Annotated in this window: 19 protein-coding genes; 3 read left to right on the forward strand and 16 right to left on the reverse strand. The window is 44.3% G+C overall.

The window, feature by feature from the left end:
- Nucleotides 1-61 precede the first annotated feature (61 nt).
- Complete coding sequence (locus VX941_08455) at nt 62-847, forward strand: alpha/beta fold hydrolase (GenBank protein ID MEE2933439.1); 786 nt, start codon at nt 62-64, stop codon at nt 845-847.
- Here VX941_08455 and VX941_08460 read toward each other — a convergent pair.
- From VX941_08460 to VX941_08475, 4 genes are read right to left on the reverse strand one after another with little or no spacing between them, the layout of a single operon-like run.
- Entirely contained in the window at nt 815-2,599 is a 1,785-nt protein-coding gene (locus VX941_08460) for a hypothetical protein (protein ID MEE2933440.1), read from the reverse strand. The genes VX941_08455 and VX941_08460 overlap by 33 nt on opposite strands.
- 3 nt (nt 2,600-2,602) lie before the next feature.
- Entirely contained in the window at nt 2,603-3,586 is a 984-nt protein-coding gene (locus VX941_08465) for a lysylphosphatidylglycerol synthase transmembrane domain-containing protein (GenBank protein ID MEE2933441.1), read from the reverse strand.
- Nucleotides 3,587-3,596: 10 nt separating this feature from the next.
- Nucleotides 3,597-4,559, reverse strand: a complete 963-nt coding sequence (locus VX941_08470; protein MEE2933442.1) for a glycosyltransferase family 2 protein — start codon at nt 4,557-4,559, stop codon at nt 3,597-3,599.
- Nucleotides 4,560-4,597: 38 nt separating this feature from the next.
- Nucleotides 4,598-5,791 carry an MFS transporter gene (locus VX941_08475; GenBank protein ID MEE2933443.1) on the reverse strand — a complete coding sequence of 398 codons (1,194 nt, stop codon included), beginning with the start codon at nt 5,789-5,791 and terminating at the stop codon, nt 4,598-4,600.
- Nucleotides 5,792-5,924: 133 nt separating this feature from the next.
- On the opposite strand from VX941_08475, the gene VX941_08480 reads away from it, so the two are divergent.
- Complete coding sequence (locus tag VX941_08480; GenBank protein MEE2933444.1) at nt 5,925-6,809, forward strand: CoA ester lyase; 885 nt, start codon at nt 5,925-5,927, stop codon at nt 6,807-6,809.
- 446 nt (nt 6,810-7,255) lie between these two features.
- On the opposite strand, the gene VX941_08485 is transcribed toward VX941_08480, so the two are convergent.
- From VX941_08485 to VX941_08495, 3 genes are read right to left on the reverse strand one after another with little or no spacing between them, the layout of a single operon-like run.
- Nucleotides 7,256-7,573 (reverse strand): S24 family peptidase, encoded by a 318-nt coding sequence (locus VX941_08485; GenBank protein ID MEE2933445.1) that lies wholly within the window; start codon nt 7,571-7,573, stop codon nt 7,256-7,258.
- 16 nt (nt 7,574-7,589) lie between these two features.
- Nucleotides 7,590-8,090: a superoxide dismutase, Ni gene (sodN, locus tag VX941_08490; GenBank protein ID MEE2933446.1), complete on the reverse strand. Its 501-nt coding sequence runs from the start codon at nt 8,088-8,090 to the stop codon at nt 7,590-7,592.
- Between the two features lie 56 nt (nt 8,091-8,146).
- A complete protein-coding gene (locus tag VX941_08495) occupies nt 8,147-8,527 on the reverse strand; it encodes a hypothetical protein (GenBank protein MEE2933447.1) in 381 nt (126 codons plus the stop codon).
- A gap of 417 nt (nt 8,528-8,944) precedes the next feature.
- On the opposite strand from VX941_08495, the gene rpsD reads away from it, so the two are divergent.
- Complete coding sequence (gene rpsD, locus VX941_08500; protein MEE2933448.1) at nt 8,945-9,559, forward strand: 30S ribosomal protein S4; 615 nt, start codon at nt 8,945-8,947, stop codon at nt 9,557-9,559.
- A 234-nt stretch (nt 9,560-9,793) separates the two neighbouring features.
- Here rpsD and grxD read toward each other — a convergent pair whose 3' ends face one another.
- The 9 genes from grxD to VX941_08545 form a co-directional block, all read right to left on the reverse strand.
- Nucleotides 9,794-10,132 (reverse strand): Grx4 family monothiol glutaredoxin, encoded by a 339-nt coding sequence (grxD, locus tag VX941_08505; protein MEE2933449.1) that lies wholly within the window; start codon nt 10,130-10,132, stop codon nt 9,794-9,796.
- 51 nt (nt 10,133-10,183) lie between these two features.
- The gene (locus VX941_08510) at nt 10,184-10,420 is read right to left on the reverse strand and encodes a BolA family transcriptional regulator (protein ID MEE2933450.1); all 237 of its coding nucleotides are present in this window, start codon (nt 10,418-10,420) and stop codon (nt 10,184-10,186) included.
- Between the two features lie 11 nt (nt 10,421-10,431).
- Complete coding sequence (gene purL, locus VX941_08515) at nt 10,432-12,630, reverse strand: phosphoribosylformylglycinamidine synthase subunit PurL (protein ID MEE2933451.1); 2,199 nt, start codon at nt 12,628-12,630, stop codon at nt 10,432-10,434.
- Nucleotides 12,630-13,298, reverse strand: coding sequence for a phosphoribosylformylglycinamidine synthase subunit PurQ (gene purQ, locus VX941_08520; GenBank protein MEE2933452.1), 669 nt, complete (start codon nt 13,296-13,298; stop codon nt 12,630-12,632). Before purQ ends, purL begins: the two co-directional genes overlap by 1 nt.
- Nucleotides 13,299-13,312: 14 nt before the next feature.
- Nucleotides 13,313-13,555 carry a phosphoribosylformylglycinamidine synthase subunit PurS gene (gene purS, locus VX941_08525; protein MEE2933453.1) on the reverse strand — a complete coding sequence of 81 codons (243 nt, stop codon included), beginning with the start codon at nt 13,553-13,555 and terminating at the stop codon, nt 13,313-13,315.
- Nucleotides 13,556-13,573: 18 nt separating this feature from the next.
- Nucleotides 13,574-14,341 carry a phosphoribosylaminoimidazolesuccinocarboxamide synthase gene (gene purC, locus VX941_08530; GenBank protein ID MEE2933454.1) on the reverse strand — a complete coding sequence of 256 codons (768 nt, stop codon included), beginning with the start codon at nt 14,339-14,341 and terminating at the stop codon, nt 13,574-13,576.
- Between the two features lie 292 nt (nt 14,342-14,633).
- Nucleotides 14,634-15,701 (reverse strand): acyl-CoA dehydrogenase family protein, encoded by a 1,068-nt coding sequence (locus tag VX941_08535; GenBank protein ID MEE2933455.1) that lies wholly within the window; start codon nt 15,699-15,701, stop codon nt 14,634-14,636.
- A gap of 10 nt (nt 15,702-15,711) precedes the next feature.
- A complete protein-coding gene (locus VX941_08540; GenBank protein MEE2933456.1) occupies nt 15,712-16,860 on the reverse strand; it encodes an acyl-CoA dehydrogenase family protein in 1,149 nt (382 codons plus the stop codon).
- Nucleotides 16,861-16,894: 34 nt separating this feature from the next.
- Nucleotides 16,895-17,656: an NRDE family protein gene (locus tag VX941_08545; protein MEE2933457.1), complete on the reverse strand. Its 762-nt coding sequence runs from the start codon at nt 17,654-17,656 to the stop codon at nt 16,895-16,897.
- Between the last annotated feature and the right edge of the window lie 50 nt (nt 17,657-17,706).

Below are 17,706 nucleotides of genomic sequence, written 5' to 3' on the forward strand. Positions count from 1 at the left end.
ATGATTTTGTTGGTCTTTATATGTTTTGGTTAAATCGCAGTCACGGCAGGAACGGGGAAACATGACAAAGAAACAACCTATTGCATTTGTTACCCAAGGAAGCGGACCGAAACTTGTGCTTTTTCATGGGGGGTTTGGCTGTCGGTATCATTGGGTAAAAAATATTGAGGCCCTAGCGGAGCAATTCACTGTTTATGCAATTGATCATCCAGGGTATGGAGAAAGCCTTGGTGTCTCTTCCGAAATGTCCGGGCCAGAATATTTAGATTATTTTTATCTCGCTTTACAAGGTATGTTTCCAGCCGATGAACCGTTAAAATTTGCAGGTTTTTCGTTCGGCGGAGCGATTGCTGCCAATATGGCTGCCCGAATGGGTAGCAGAATAAGTCATCTATTGTTGATTTCGCCCGCCGGAGGGCCGAAGAGGGACTATCCCAATAGGCCGACGCGTAGCTACAAGGAAGCAGGAGATGATGAGGCTCTACTGAGAGATATTTGCCGTCATAATTTACTTGTAAACATGCTTTCATTTCCTGAAACTGTCACAGAACAATGCCTAGATATTCAAGTGTATTGTGTAAATCATACCAAATTTAACAGTCGTAAAGTTAGTGGCGGAGATACTTTAGCCAGTGACCTTGGGAATCTGAAAAGCAAGCTTAGAGTATTGTGGGGTGAGGGCGATGACTCTGAATATAGAAATGCAAATCAATTAATTGACGATATCCGTTCGGCATACCCCGGGGTATTAGATTTGCATCGGGTACCTGATGCGGGGCATTGGGCAGCATTTGAGAATCCCGAGGCCGTAAACTCACTTATGATTGATTTTTTTACTGCTGAGTGATCGCAAGCATTTTGTCGGAGCAAGAATAAGGGGTCCGGAAGCGACGGTTTTACATTCTTGCATGAGGCTGAAAAGAATTGGTGGTTGGGAAGAAATGTTTTTGGTCGCCCATGTCGCAGCAACAGGATAATCATTGTACCACCATTGTTGGTCTAAAATACTTCCATCTGCTGACCTCATGTCAACCAGTAAATGAGTAGGCCTATACAGGTCCAGAAAATCGATCAAAGGTTGGCGAGAATTCCCATATTGGGCATAAATTAGACTCTTCGTTGCGCTTTGTAGATTATTTATGTAAGGCAGGGAGTAGGGTATTGCATATTCCCGGGCACTCAACACTCGCCGACCTGAAAAACTTGGTATGTTGTCTGCTTCGGTTGAGAGTGACGCAATAAGAGAATTTTTTGGTAACTGTCCTACATGCTCATAAAGCTTAGGATGCTGTCCTGTCACGTAGTTTGCATATGGACTTACCGACAAAGGCAATGGCAGTATAAAAAAAATCAAAGCGAATAATAAGACAAGAATTCCAAATAATTTTGGGGCATACTTTCGTCCAGCAGCAATAAGAGGCGGCCCCAGCAATAGTGCTGTCGCAATCCACATTGTTGCTCGAAGAGTATGTTGGGTGTAGCGAGAGGGCAAGTGCAGATCAAATAGAAAAAAATGTGCCGCAATAAACCAGAAGCTGCTGGATATTAATACCAACGAAAAAAGTTGTTCTCTATTTCCAAAAGTACCTGGCTTTCTAACAACTGTGCTGTTTGCAAAATAACAAAGCATGAGTGGTATGCTCAAAGTGAAAACCAGAAGCATAGTAGCTAGCAATGGTGCAAAGCCGAAGCCTTGCCGAAAAGCCTCACCGCAGCCCCACTCGACAGGTAAAAAACCCGCCCTCGCACCGCAGATATAAGTTTCTATAAATCCGTCGAGGAAGAATGCAGACCTGCCTCCGACCTGAAAAGCCGGCAATGCCGCTGCATCGGCAGCAGTTATTATAGAACCATACCTGCCGCTCGTGAGAATGAAAGGTAATAGCCCCACGCCGATCGCAGAATTGCCAACCAACGCCGGCCATATCTGTTTTTTATTAATTCCAACACTTCTCTCGGTGTGTTTCCATCTAAATAACAACAAAACAAGAACGCCGGCACTTACAAGGGCTATAGTTGGGTAAAATAGAGCTTGCAGTAGGCAGCTCACAGCGGTTTGGTATGTTGAATTTTGAGAAACGGATAGCAAGAACCATAGGAGAAGAGGCACTGCAAAGGCGCGTGGAGTAGCACTCAAAAGCGACTGGTCAATAAGACTGAGGAAAAAACAAGTGAGCCAACTGCCTGCTATCGCAACTGCGGTGATTGGCCTCACGGAGTATGCGAGTTTGTAGGCAAGCGCTGCTGTTAAAAGGAAAAGTGGCGTGACTAATAATTTATTAGCAAGGAATGGCTCAATGCCAAGTTTATCGAAAACGTAATGAAGTGCGGCGTAGCCCGGAGGTGTGACGGACTTAAAATATTCCGCTATAGGGTCATTATTGAATAATCTTGGATCTTGCCATTGTTTCATCCAGAATAAAAACTGTCGTGCATCATCTTGTACAGTATATGGCCGATCAAAAGAAAGCACGAGTGTTTCGAGTGAAGGGACCAACGCAAACGCCAAGGCAATAACAAGACCTATTCTACAGTAAGTGGTATTATTTTTATTCTCGTGGAAAAGGCATTTGTCGGCGAAACTAAGAAACCCTGTCATGAGCTAAGTACCAAGTTTAACATCTTCTTTGATACGGCGGGCAATCACAAGGTACCGTCGAACAAATGGTAGGCCTATTAATGCAGGTAAAAAATACCTGAGTGTACACAACAAACCCAGTGCTGCTGCAGTTGGAGCTCCTATGTAAGGCTGGTAAAAAAAGATAATGGCTGCATCTCTTGTTCCGATCCCAGCTAAGGTGAAGGGTAGTAAGCCGATAAAGATAGCCAGTGAAGCCATTGCTGCATTATCAAGAAATGGAATTTTTGAATTCAGTGCTAGGACGAAAAGCCATATTTGAAAAAGATGCATCAACCAGAGAAAAAGTGAGCCATTGATGATAATCATGGCTTTGGTCTTGTTAGACCAGAAATCTGTTAATGCCCGGCACCATGCACTCTGTAACGTCTCAATTTTCTTGTTTCTCTTATTTGGAATAAAATTAAGTGCAATAGAAAAAATGCCATTTGCGAATCTCAGTGATGCGACCATCATTCCGCCTACGAATAAGGCTAAAATGATTGCACAAGCCATGACGTAGAATAACGGACTGATGCCATTTGAGGTTAAAAGCATCCATAATAAGCCAATGGAACACCAAAAAGATAAAGCCAGCACATCCCATGTTTTCTCAAAAATTACTAAAGAAAGGGCATCTGCCATGGGCATATGGCCCTGTTCTGCCAGTGCATACGAACGTGCAATATCACCGAGTTTGGATGGAAGCACAGCGTTAAGAACACTTGCCATGAGAGTGAGGTTAAGGCTTTGAAAAAAACTGAGCCTCGCATCTTTGGGGGCGAGAAAACATATTCTCCAAGCGCTCGCAGCAGTTAAGGGTGCAATCATAGCTATTGCAAGTCCAAACCACTGCCAATCCAAGCCGTTCATTGCTTGCCCTAAAAGCTTCAAGTCAATTTGGTAATATATAATCGCGAGGATAGTGAGACTTATCGATGTAGCAATTATTTTACGTATGTAGATCATGATCGTTTCGTTAAGAGGGAGATTTTTTATGGCCGTTGTGGCGTTGTCGACGCTGCGAAAACTGTATATCTTCAAGCAATTTGCGATTTACCGACTGCAAATCACCTATCAGTCCAGCCATCCACAACAACATGCCTGTAAGTAAAAGAATTGCCGAAAGTATCAAGCTAGGGGTGTGTGTACGTGTCGTACCCTCCAGCCAAAAAATAAGGTACCGCATGCCGAGAAGAAAGCCGAGGGCAAATGGTATTGATCCAAGAATACCAAAACTTCTCAGCGGACGGTAATAAAGGAATATTCGAAAAATAGTTACTATAGAGCGCCATACATAGCTAGGAATGCTTTTGATTAATCGAGATTGGCGTAATTGCTCATTTGTGCGAATAGGGACAGAAGTAATGGCAATGCCGCGCTGTCCAGCGGCGATAATAGTTTCGAGAGTGTAGGTATATTCTGAAAATACATTAATTTTCATTGCAGCTGCAGCAGAGAAGGCACGAAATCCACTTGGCGCATCATCAATCTTGGTGCCACTCACAAGCCGGACCACCCAGGAACCTATTCGCTGTAGGTATTTTTTAATGGGCGAGAAATGACTAATGCTATTAATAGGACGCGCGCCGACAACTATTTCTGCATCGCCAGAGATGATCGGCATCAGAAGAGTCTTTATGTCATCTGCGCAGTACTGGTTATCAGCATCGGTATTGACTATGAAATCCGCGCCTGCTTCGAGTGCTCCCTCAATTCCGGCCATAAACGCTCGGGCAAGACCACGATTCTTAGAAAACTTTATGACGTGTTCAACGTTATGCTGGGCTGCGATTTCAGAAGTTCTATCACGTGACCCGTCGTCTATAACGAGTCGTTCAATCACATCAATCCCTTCTATGTGTTTTGGTAACGCAGCTAAAGTAATGGGAAGAGTATCCTCCTCATTGAAGCACGGTATTTGAATTATAAGTTTGGTCATTCTGGCTCTAACACACTGTATACATAGATATCGTTAGTCTAAACCTGTTTCCGCTCGATCGACAACAACCTAAGCCCTGTCAGAATTGCTGGCACTGCAAATATGCTGAACGCAATATGATAGCTGTTTCCGGATATAGAGAGAAGGATAAGGAAAAGGGGCGTGGTAGCAATACATCCGGCATAGGTCATAATGAGGGATATTCCTAAGACATGAGAAGCTAAACCTGCCGGCGCTCGTGCAGCAGTCTCTGCAATATAAACACCATTCCAACCGGCTGCTGTTGATGCAAGAACAAACGAGGTTATCGCAATGCCGTAAATCGGCCAGTCCGGTGTAAATTGCGCGGTAATAAGACTGGCGCCGCCCATGATAAAACCAAGCAAACCAAGCGTTTTTAGAGGTGATATTAGATTATCAGCAATTATGCCAAAAATTATGCGAGAGAAGAAACTGCCAGCGAAGGATAGTGCATAGATTACCCCGGCTGTTTTATGGTCACAGCCGACTTTTGTAACAAGAAATGTAACCAGATAAGATGTGGTTGCTATTTGCAGCAACACAAAAGCAAACGAGGATATTGAGAGCCAGCGGAGACGTTGGTCAGCAAAAATGATTCGGACACCAGAAGCAAAACTTTTTAAGGTAAAGGTAACGTGAGCAGCGGTGTCGCGGCCAGTGTCCCAGGTCCTTTGTAAAGGCTGGAAAATAAGTGCAACTGCCCCCGTTAAAATTGCAGTGATTAGGAAAGCATTCTGCCATCCAATAGCTATTGCGAGCAGTACTAACAAACCTGCGATAAGGTTGCCTGCTGGAACAGCGGCTTGTTTGAGTGAAAAGACAAAACTTCTAATTGCTACTGGTGTATATCGCAAAAGTATGTCCGACGCAGCCGGTGTTGCGAGCCCAAGCCCAGTTCCTATGCAGATAGCACCTAGAGATATTAATTTGCTATTGAAACCGCAACATAGTGCTACACCTATGGCACAACAAAAAACACAAATTTGCATCATCCTCATGGGACCAAATCTCGCGGTGCAAGGACCAGAAAATGGAACTGTGACCATGGAAGTAAGGTAAAGAAGAAAAACGAAAGTTCCAATGTCATTAGCATTTAGACCCATTTCGGGGGCCATTACCGGAACGATAAATACAGCTAATGCTATCAAGGTATGCATACAAAGCATAACACTTACAGGCAGAGCAACGTCGCTTTTGCGGGGAATGTTCATAGGCCCTAATCGACCAATCCACAATAAAAGCAAGGCATACGAGGCAACCGAAGTTTTGTCCAGCTATTGTTCAATTAATATTGCTCTGGCAAACTCTAATAGTTAGTAAAACATCTAGAAAGAGACTTTATCGATGCCTTATCGTAGTTTTTTGTTCGCTCCCGGGAATCATCCACGCAAAGTTGAAAAAGTTTTCAATTGTGGAGCCGATGCTGTGATCCTTGATCTTGAGGATGCCGTTGCTCTCGCAGAAAAGGAGGCAAGTCGCTCGCATGTTGTGGACGCACTTAAAAATACTCGATCAGCCAAAGGTTATGTCAGGGTCAATGGTTTCGATACTGAATTTTGCTATGATGATATTGCTCAAATTGTGGGTCCATGGCTAGATGGTATTGTACTGCCTATGGTGGAGCGGTCTGGTCAGTTGGAAACTATAAGTTGGTTAATATCAAACTTAGAGGCTGGCGCCGGAATGAAGAAAAATGCCTTAGACCTAATACCCATAATAGAGACCGGTAAAGGGATTGCAATGTTAGATGATATCGCTTCAGCAAAAGTTGGAGGACGCGTTCGGCGAATGGCTTTTGGTGCTGGAGACTATACCAACGATCTTAATATTCATTGGACTCTTTGTGAAGATGAATTAAGAGACGCTCGCGCTAGAATGGTATTACAATCTCGTGCGCACGAATTGGAGCCGCCCATCGACACTGTGTGGATTCACATTAAAGATGCCAATAACTTTGAAAAATCGTCTTTAAATGCACAGCAGCTCGGATTTCAGGGTAAAATGTGTATTTATCCGCCACAGGTCGAAATCGTGAATAAGGTTTTTACCCCTTCGGATGCGGATGTTATTTTTGCAAAAAAAGTTGTAGCTGCTTTTGAGGCGGCCGAAAAATTAGGATCATCATCTATTCAGCTCGATGGTTATTTTATAGATTACCCAATTGTTGCTAAAGCTCGCCGAACACTGGAAAACATGGCTGAGATCCAAAGCCAAATGAAAACCGAGTAATCGGGCGTAGGGCTACGCTAACGGAAAAAAATAATGAGCACGCAATATTTGCACAGCATGATTGGATTACATGTTATAGTGTCATATTTACTTGCAGTAATATTTGCAAAAAAGCCTTTAGGCAAAGTAAAATTCAAAAAGTACTTCAAATTATCTTTTGCATTGATCGGTGTATTTGTAATATTGATTTTTATTACAAGTGGAGATCAGTACATATATCGAGAGGCGTTAATAAGCTTAATAGTAACTGTAGGGGGCTGTGTGCTGCACATTAGCGCCAGGCGATACATGGAAATAGGAGGCAATCGTTGGAATTGTTTTGTGCCTTACATCCATTTTTCAGAATTTATCCGGCTATGGTGGGAATGCCCTGTGCTTAAACAACCTCAAGCAAAGGATAAATGACGCCTTGAGGGTGTGCCTCCCCCATCTAAGTATTCATCACTTTAACTTTTCTTATTCGATTTGTTACCTAGTTTTGATATTCCGGTCGAACCTATTGTTAAAACGAGACGGCTGGTAATGCGATCGCGATTTATCCAACCCATCTCGTCTGGGCCCATTGACAGTTGTGAATATCCGCGAAACTGCACAGTTTCATGTCTGATCTTCTTTATTGATTTTATAGCCTGTCCGACATCCGGATGTTCAAAAACAACAATATCACCAACATCTAAATTATCGTCAGGCAAAACAGCCTTAGTAATCACATAATCGCCATCATTGAGGACTGGTGACATGCTCCTACCACAAACGCGAAACATCCGCCATGGGAAGTACCTAAAGAACAGGGTATACCGTAGGTAGTTCGGGCGGGTAAGGACAAGTCTTTTTTATCGTCTCTACGCTTTTGGTGGCCCAGAAGATTTCGGCAAACCTGTTAACTAAATCAAGCAGTTCTTCACCATCGCTCCGCTTAGTGCCCTGTTTGCACGCACTAGCCTTCATCATGATTTTGTGGGCTAGTTCGTGTATCTCGGGGAAAGCTTCGATTTGCGGACTTTTGAAATAGTCACCCCAGATTATACGAACCTCATGCTTAACCTTTTCAGCTTCCTCTTCCTTGCGCAAGATACTCCGCGCAATAGTATTTTGGTCGTCAATGGACGGAGAACCATCCTTGCCTGCCGTCTCAGCAATAATGTCCATCAGTCGGATAACCGACAGGGCAGCAATTAATGAAGTTGATGGATCGTAAATTTTGCAGGGAATATCACAGTGAGCGTTTACCGTTGATATTTTACTCAAGGACTCAAGAGACTGCGCTAAGCGAAAAAGCATTTTGTGTACCTTTCGAATTAATCTTCAAATAATTTATTGACCGCCAAATGGCAAATCTATCTCTGTTGCTCGTTTGATTTACAATGATATTTCGCAATGCCAGTTGTGACCCGAAGGGCACAAAATGTTATCATTATACCTGCGACAACAAACCCTCCCACAAACAAAATACCAGTAAAAGAGGTTAAACCCACATGTGAAAGCCCAACAAACGAACCTGCTACACCACACACTATATAAATGTAGGCTTGAGAGCCAAAAAGTGAAGTAGCCAACGCAACCATCAGTGCAAGAGCAACAAAATTAATAAAGTGCTCCGGAGCTGTTATGGCATGTAAGAAACCCGACCCTCCACCAGCTATTTCATGGGCAAGCGGAGAGGAGAGAGGAATTAAAGTTAGAATGAAGAGTAAAGCAACTTTTTTAATATAGCTCATTATGACCCTTTTAAATTAAGCATTTCCATGGGACTTCGCATTAAAGTCCGAGGTATGTTGATAAGTATTAATTGATCGGACGTTTTGTAATTTGTGCCTATTGTATATTTGGTATGCCTTCCATACGCAATAGATACCAAAAATATTTAATCGTTAAAGCCCTAATCTTTCTCTGTCCGCTCTTTCTTTTTATCACAGTCGCCGGAGGCGGGAAGTTGTGTCTTGATAATTGTATTTTTGGCAAATGAGCGTGACAAAATTGAGATGAAGAAAATTTCATAAATTGCGTTGACTTCAGTCAAAAAAAGATAGAGTTTGCGGTTTCCGGTAACGTGGGTTGAAATATTCTGTGGCCCCGCCATTCGTTAGGCTAACTGGATTATTAAAAAACACCGGGTAAACCAGGGTGCATTAGATATGAGTAAACGTTTAAGCGCTAAATACAAAATTGATCGCCGTTTGGGTGTTAATCTGTGGGGCCGTCCTCGAAGTCCTTGGAACAAAAGGGAGTATGCTCCTGGTCAGCATGGTCAGCGTCGGAAAAAGCCATCTGATTTTGGCACACAGCTTCAGGCAAAGCAAAAGCTCAAAGGCTATTACGGAAATATTGGGGAAAAGAAATTCCGACGGTATTATCTGGAAGCATCCAAACAAAAGGGTGATACTTCTGAAAACTTGATAGAGCTGCTAGAGCGCCGGTTAGACGCAGTGGTATATAGGGCAAAGTTTGTCCCGACGGTTTTTGCTGCTCGGCAGTTTATCAATCATGGGCACATATCTGTAAATGGTAAACGTGTTAACATCCCATCGTATTCAGTGAGTGATGGTGATATTATCGAGGTTAAGGCTAAAAGTCGCGAGATACCCATGGTTTTAGAAGCGATGGAATCCAGCGAGCGTGAACTTATTGATTATGTTTCAGTGGATCCGCGCAAAATGCAGGCCACATTCGTACGTGCGCCGAAACTCGAAGATGTACCCTATCCGGTCTTAATGGAACCAAATCTAGTTATTGAATTTTACTCCCGATAAAAAAAGTGCCTGCAGGTCACTCAAATGGGAACTCGAATTTTTGCTAACTATTAATTAATGTTAGCAAGACATACCCATTTGTATATTTTCAGCGCATCACAAGGCCCGTGGTAGTATCGTATATACCAATGTTGCAAAAAAATTTGTACCCAATGAACAGATTAATGGGTTTTGTTACATAGCAACCCTGTCGCATAAAAGCGTCGATCCTAAGAATATGTCGTAGCCTTGCACTCAAGAAGTTGCCTTTTGTATTTCTTTATCCTCAATCAAAGTCTGAAGCTCCCCAGATTCATACATCTCTCGGATAATGTCGCAACCACCTATAAACTCGCCCTTTACGTACAGCTGGGGGATCGTCGGCCAATTGCTGAAGTCCTTGATACCTTGTCTTAACGAAGGGTCTTCGAGAACATCTATACCTTTATATTTGATATTCAGTTCTCCTAACACTTGAACAACTGCAGCTGAGAAACCACATTGGGGAAAAACCGGGGTCCCTTTCATAAACAAAACAACATCATTTTCATTGACTTCTTTTTGTAACAGTTCGTGAGCGGGGTTATTTGACATTATTTTGCCTCATGTTAATTGTAAATTGATTACGGAAAATTGATGCAATGCTTAATCATCAGGAGTAGAGGTTTGCAGGGCTAAGGCGTGCAGCTCCTTGCCCATACGGCCCCGTAAAGCATCGTACACCATTTGATGTTGTTGGACTCTTGTTTTACCTTTAAATGCAGTTGAGCAAACGTGCGCAGCATAGTGATCGCCGTCACCACGCAAATCATTTATTTTCACATCTGCACTTGGCAGAGCGTCTCGGATCATCTGCTCAATTTCATCAGCCCTCATTGCCATGTATATCTCCCTTATCTGGTCTGCATGAAATGTTCGAACCAATGTCTGTGGCAATCTCGCAACTCTTCCACGGATATGGAGGTTAAGGAGCCCAAAGTCAATGTTGAGCCTCCGGTAGTTCCGATTACTTCCGCAGGCACATCTGCTTTTCGAGCAGCGCTCAATATAGGTTCGGCATTATTTGCTGCGATGATATAGCGTGCCTGATCCTCACCGAAAGCCCATGAAAAAAGTGGAATATTAATTCTTTTTGGGATCAATTTGGCGCCAATCCCACTGGCCATTGACATTTCAGCAACGGCGACCAGAAGGCCACCATCAGAAACATCGTGGCATACACGCACCTCCTCACTCTCAATAAGACTACGAACGAAGTCACCATTTCGTCGTTCCACTGACAAATCAACAGGGGGTGGGGCTCCCTCTTCGCGATTTTCCATTTCTCGCAGGTAAAGTGACTGCCCTAACCACCCTTCGGTCTCACCAATCAAAATGATTTCTTCATTACTTCGTTGAAACGCTAAGTGCGCTTGATTTTTTATGTCCTTTAAAAGTCCAAGGCCGCCAATAACGGGGGTAGGTAGTATAGCCTCACCGTTTGTTTCATTGTAGAGAGAGACATTTCCTGACACCACTGGAAAATCCAATGCTTTCCCTGCATCTCTAATCCCGGATATACAACCAACCAATTGCCCCATTATTTCTGGACGTTCCGGATTACCAAAATTTAGATTGTTAGTTAGTGCGAGTGGCTTTGCACCTATCGCTGTAATATTCCGCCATGCTTCGGCAACTGCCTGTTTGCCACCTTCCTCAGGTGCTGCTTTACAATAGCGAGGTGTGCAATCGGTTACAACGGCGAGGCCGCGCTCTGAGCCATGAATTCGCACAAGGGCCGCATCACTACCTGGGCCGACGATTGTGTCAGCCATTACCATGTGATCGTATTGTTCCCAAACCCAATGCTTTGACGCCATGTCAGGGCAAGAAATGAGTGTTCTGAGGACGTTATGTATATCTTTCGGGGCAATCAACTCAGTGGGATCAATTCTCACATCTGGCTGGGTAGCTTTCCAAGGTCTATCGTACTCCGGTGCATTCTCTACAAGCGGCGCTACCGGAATGTTAGCGTGCACCTGCCCATCTTTCCTGATAACGAGTTGGCCCGTGTCATTGATGGAACCTATTATTGCAAAATCGAGCTCCCATTTTGTAAATATTTTCCTTGCCATGATTTCTGAGTCTGGCTTGATTACCATAAGCATGCGCTCCTGACTCTCAGAAAGCATTAATTCGTAGGAGCTCATTCCTTCTTCTCGCGCTGGGACATTATCTAAATCCAACTCTATGCCCACTGCTCCCTTCGATGCCATCTCCACAGATGATGAAGTAAGGCCTGCAGCCCCCATATCTTGTATCGCAACAATAGCATCGGTAGACATCAACTCGAGGCATGCCTCCAAGAGTAATTTTTCTGTAAATGGGTCACCAACTTGCACTGTTGGCCGCTTTTCTTGTGCATCCTCGGAGAATTCTGCTGACGCCATTGTAGCACCATGAATTCCATCCCGCCCGGTTTTAGAACCAACATACACTACGGCGTTCCCTATACCGGCTGCTGCTGAATAAAATATTTTCTCTTGATCAGCCAGTCCAACGGTCATTGCATTTACCAGAATATTGCCATTGTATGAGGGATGAAAATCTATTTCGCCGCCCACAGTTGGAACACCTATGCAGTTTCCGTATCCGCCAATTCCAGAAACAACTCCTGCCAAAAGATGTCGTGTTTTAGGATGATCGGGAGCTCCAAAACGCAGTGCATTGAGATTTGCTATTGGCCGTGCACCCATTGTGAAAATGTCGCGTAGAATGCCTCCAACACCAGTTGCGGCGCCTTGATATGGCTCTATGTAGCTAGGGTGGTTGTGACTTTCAATTTTGAATACAGCAGCTTGCCCCTCTCCTATGTCCACCACACCGGCGTTTTCACCCGGACCTTGGATTACTTGTGGTCCATTAGTTGGCAACGTCTTTAGCCATCTTTTTGAGCTTTTGTATGAGCAATGTTCCGACCACATGACAGAGAAAATTCCAAGTTCTGTATAAGACGGAGCGCGACCCAAAATACTTTCTACGTTTGCATATTCATCAGTTGTAAGACCATGCTCAGTAATAAGCTCTTCAGTGATTTTTGGATCGAGTGTCATCACATCAGATTCTTTGCAAGTGTATCAAATAATATTAACCCATCGGTGCCCCCGAGCTTCGCATCCACGGCACGTTCGGGGTGTGGCATCATACCAAGAACGTTGCGCTTTTTGTTGAGGATACCAGCGATTGCGCGCTGTGACCCATTTGGATTATAGCCCGAGTAACAAAATGCAACACGATCTTCTCCTTCAAGCTCATTCAAGGTTTCTTCATCTGCGTAGTAATTCCCATCATGATGCGCAATCGGCAGTTCAAGTGTAGAGCCAACACAGTAGCCGCCGGTAAAAATACTATCCTGTGTTTGAACGGTCACGCCGACATTTTTACAAATAAAGTTTAATTTCGAATTCCTGAGAAGTGTGCCAGGAAGAAGGCCTGTTTCTGTCAACACCTGAAAGCCATTACAAATTCCTAAGATAGCAATACCTTTTTTAGCAGCTTTGACAACATCGAGCATAATCGGAGAATTGCCTGCCATAGCGCCTGCTCGGAGATAATCTCCGTATGAAAAACCGCCTGGTATTAGGATTAAATCCAATCGCTGTGGCAACACACTATCTCGATGCCAGACCATTGCTGGTTGGTTGCCGGTGAGGGCTTCAAGAGCAACCGCTGCGTCGCGGTCACAATTAGAACCAGGAAAAACGATGACTGCCGATCTCACCGTTACATGCGCTCCTACTCGGATAACTCTATGTGATAATTTTCTATTACCGTGTTAGCTAAAAGTTGCTCGCACATAGCCGAAATTTGAGCATGTGCTTTTTCAGGGTTATTCTCATTTATGACAAGCTCTATGACCTTACCTAGTCGAAGCTCTCCCACATCGCTAAATCCAAGCCCATCTAACGCACGTTGGACGGCTTTCCCCTGCGGATCAAGGACGCCCTCTTTAAGCATTACCTGAATTTTTGCCTTCATTGGTCATGCTCCATGAGTCTATTTTCTTTTTCTAGGCTTGGAATTCTCATTTTCCTCTATGTCGGGTAAAATACCAAGGCGACGCGCTACCTCCTGATAGGCCTCCTCCACCTTACCCAAGTCGTGTCTAAACCGATCCTTGTCCATTTTCTCACTGCTTTTGACGTCCCATAATCGGCACGAATCTGGACTTATTTCATCTGCCAAAACGACGCGCATTTCCCCATTTTGCTCATACAATCGTCCAAATTCGAGTTTAAAATCAATGAGTTTTATGTCGATAGCCATGAATAATCCCGACATGAAGTCATTAATGCGAAGTGCTAGCGCCATCATATCATCCACATCATGTGGGGTAGCCCAGCCGAACGCTGTTATGTGTTCCTCGGAAATAAGCGGATCGCCCAACTCGTCAGCTTTGTAATAATATTCCACTATCGATCTTGGGAGCGGTGTTCCCTCGTCAACTTTAAACCGTTTAGCGAACTGCCCCGCAGAAACATTTCGAACGACCACTTCTACGGGTATGATCTCGACTTCGCGTACCAGTTGCTCGCGCATATTAAGACGCTTCACAAAATGTGTCGGCACGCCCATCTCTGCCAAGCGTAACATCATGTACTCTGAAATTCGATTATTAAGAACGCCCTTGCCGGCGATCGTGCCTTTTTTTTCATTATTAAATGCCGTGGCGTCGTCCTTAAAATACTGCACAATCGTGCCCGGTTTGGGCCCTTGAAAAAGGATTTTGGCCTTACCCTCATAAATTTGGCGGCGGCGTGTCATTTTGACGTCTTTCGCTGAAGTACTTCTATAATTAAAAACACAGGCACAGGATCGTATAACACTCCGATGTCGTTGAACCAATCAAATCAAGAGCTGAATTTTTTTTGAGGATATTGGACCTTTCTTTACCAAGGATATTCCAACCAAAAAGGATCCTAACATACTGTAAAAGCTTCAAAAAAACCCAGACCAAAAAAATTTTATAAACCCAAAAAATAGTTGTCTTTTTAGTATGAGAGCACTTGGATCGAAATAAGATGCCACAAGAAATCTAATTCTGATTCGCGAGCAATTAGCTTTGCACCTCTGTCAAGTCATTCCATAGCATATCTGGACCCCTGCCGGCAGCACGACGACCAATTTCTTCTGCCCAATTATTATCTGATCCATATTCAGCTCTCCAACACCAGAGCCGGCGAGTTGAAAAATTAAGCATATGATCATGCGTAAAACCTATTGCCGCAAATACCTGATGTGCAGTTTCAGCCGCTAATGTTGCGGTTTGGCCAGCCACAACTTTGGCTATTGATATTTCAAATCTCGGATCCCTCCGGTCAGCGGCACGAAAAGCAGCCTCAGTTGCTATAGTTGCTTGGGCTACGTGTGCAGCTAAATTGGCTAACTGATGCTGAACTGCTTGGAATTTCGCAATGGGTCGACCGAAGGCTTTTCGTTCACGAGCATATTCAACAGCCAGGTCAAGCGCCCGTTGCGATGCGCCCGCCATTTGGGCTGACCGAAACATAGCGCCGTATAGCCTTATTACATCTCGTGTTATTTCATAACTAAGGGGTTCGCTTATCTCGCACACTGGTGTGCTTTTAAAAATGAGCGTGTCGCGTGGTTCCTTTGCCATATTTAAATCGGGAATTATGGTGGTTTTGCTGGTTTGTAAAATCCCTGAACGAAGTGCTCCGCCTGCGTCCGCAATTACGAATACATGCTCTGCCTCGCTCCCCCATGGCGTGTGGGCTGCAGTGCCAGACAGTGACCAGTCAGAGCCAGTCTGCTTGAATTTAAGCGCATTGCTCCTTCTATTCTCTATCAAGGTTATAGGCCCTTTAGGAACTGAGATTCCAGTTTTCTTTGCTAACCAACTTGCAAGAATTGTCTCGATGAGCGGAACCGGGGCTGAGTGATAACCAGCTCCGTAAATTATTTCATAAGCGTTGGTAAAGTGCGCATCGACCCCTCCATCTTGTTCAGTTGCCAATGGTTGAGTGAGACCACTGCTTTCTAGTGCCTCCCATAATTTATGGGGAAACATGCCACCTTCGGCGGCCTCTAAACTCTCCCGTGTTACGTAGTCATTTAGGAGGCGGTCTACAGTTTGCTTTAATATTTCGGAGAGTTCATTCATCGGGACTGGTCTAGCGCAGCTCCATGTATTTTGCGATTATGCCGCGCATAACTTCACGGGTGCCACCTCGCAGAGAGAAAGAAGGTGCCAACATATTGAGCATAGCGTAGGTTTTTTCAAGCTCTGAGCCATTATTCAAACCGGGCTCAATTCCGAATAAATCGTGAGCTGTTTTTGGAATTGACTGTTCAAAAGCAACTCCTATTTCCTTAATTAATGATCCTTCTAAAGCCGGGTCTTTGCCAGCTTGCTGCATCCCTGCTACCGATAAAGACATCTGACGTAAGCTTGCAAGATTGGCAACCATTTTACCTATCTCTACCGCTATTCTCTCACTTGGATTTTGGGTGGCAGCTCGCACTATTTCGTTCATTAGAACTTGACTGGACATATAACGTTCAGGTCCGGCGCGTTCGAAGGTCAGCTCTGTCATAACTTGATCCCAGCCTTGACCCTCTGTGCCGATAAGTGCTGTGTCTGGCAAAAGTACATCTTCAAAAAAAACTTGGTTGAAATCATGTCGGCCCGCCAGGTTAACAACAGGCTGGATCGTTATGCCTTTTGTGTGGCGAAGGTCGACGAGAAATTGCGATAACCCTAGGTGCTTCTCGGTATCTGTATTTGTGCGAAAGAGTGCTATCATATAGTGAACCATATGTGCTTGGGAGGTCCATATTTTTGAGCCGTTAACTAACCACCCTCCGCTTACTCGTTCTGCTCGTGTTCTAACTGCAGCTAAATCTGAGCCTGTATCAGGTTCACTCATGCCGATGCAAAAATAGCAAATCCCTTTGGCTATTTTCGGCAATAAATCTCTGCAAACTTCTTCGCTAGCAAACCTCATCAAAAGTGGGCCTGATTGTCTATCGGCTATAAAGTGAAGACTTATAGGGGCACCCATAGCCAGAAGCTCCTCCTGTACAACATATCTTTCGAGCATGGTTTTTTCTTGGCCTCCATATTTCTTCGGCCAAGTCATACCTATCCACCCCTTCGCTCCCAACTTTTTGGTGAAGTCCTCGTCAGCCTCGCTCCAGCTATTTGCCCGGTCTGATGGCTTGAGATGTGAAAGCTCTGCATTTAAAAAGTCTCGAACCTCTAGTCGCAATGCATTGGTTTCAGGCGGTAATGCGCAAGGCTCATATCGGATTCGGCTCATTATTTAAATCCAGCTTGTTGGTAACTCAAATTTATTAAAGCTCAATGCGGCTATAATCGTTACGGTTAGGCGGGCCTGGTGCGAAATACCACGTGTCGGACTGCGTCTTCGCTTGCCGCCCCGCAGGTGAGGTAAGCGCAATTAAACTTGATGATACTGTGCCGTAGTCATTACCACGGTCCACACACATTGCACTGGTAACATCTGCGGCGTTTGCAAGTTTTTCACTGGCCAGAAGCGAACGCCAAGAACTCCAATCATTAATCTCCGGTCGTGGTGTGTCTGCATTCCTAAAAAGTGGTAGATAATATTTTATTCGTTCGCTTGTTTCATCATTAAGATCGTAACTTGTTAACATGTGCAAGCCGTAGGGGATTGAGTTTATTAACAACCGGTTTCCAGGACCTGAATTCGCTATCCAATATGCATTTATATTGTCCGCAATTACAAGATTGAAACTACGATAGGCCTTTGAATTCAGGTCAGCAATAGAATTTGCGGCATCGGATGCTTCTGAAAAATCTAGCGCCTCAAGAACGAGTTCGCCGCGGCTTCTCTTATTTGGAGCTGGACCTAGGCTTCCGTGCCTATTAAGGACAGCTGCGACCACACCGAAATCATTTATACCAAGCCAGCTTCCTTGAGCAAATTGGTCAAGGCCTGCGATTGTGTAGGGTCTATCCTGCCAATGGCGCGCGGGTTTATTCCAGCTCCGAGATCTCATCTCGTCCCGGTTTGCTGAAATTAATAAAGGCCATTCATGATCTCGGCGCCTTAATATGACTAACGTACACATTTAATAAATCACAATTTCGTTGGAACCGCGATACGGTGTTATAGGCAGCT

It is taken from the genome of Pseudomonadota bacterium (assembly GCA_036339585.1).
In the GTDB taxonomy this organism is placed as follows: Bacteria; Pseudomonadota; Alphaproteobacteria; order UBA8366; family UBA8366; genus UBA8366.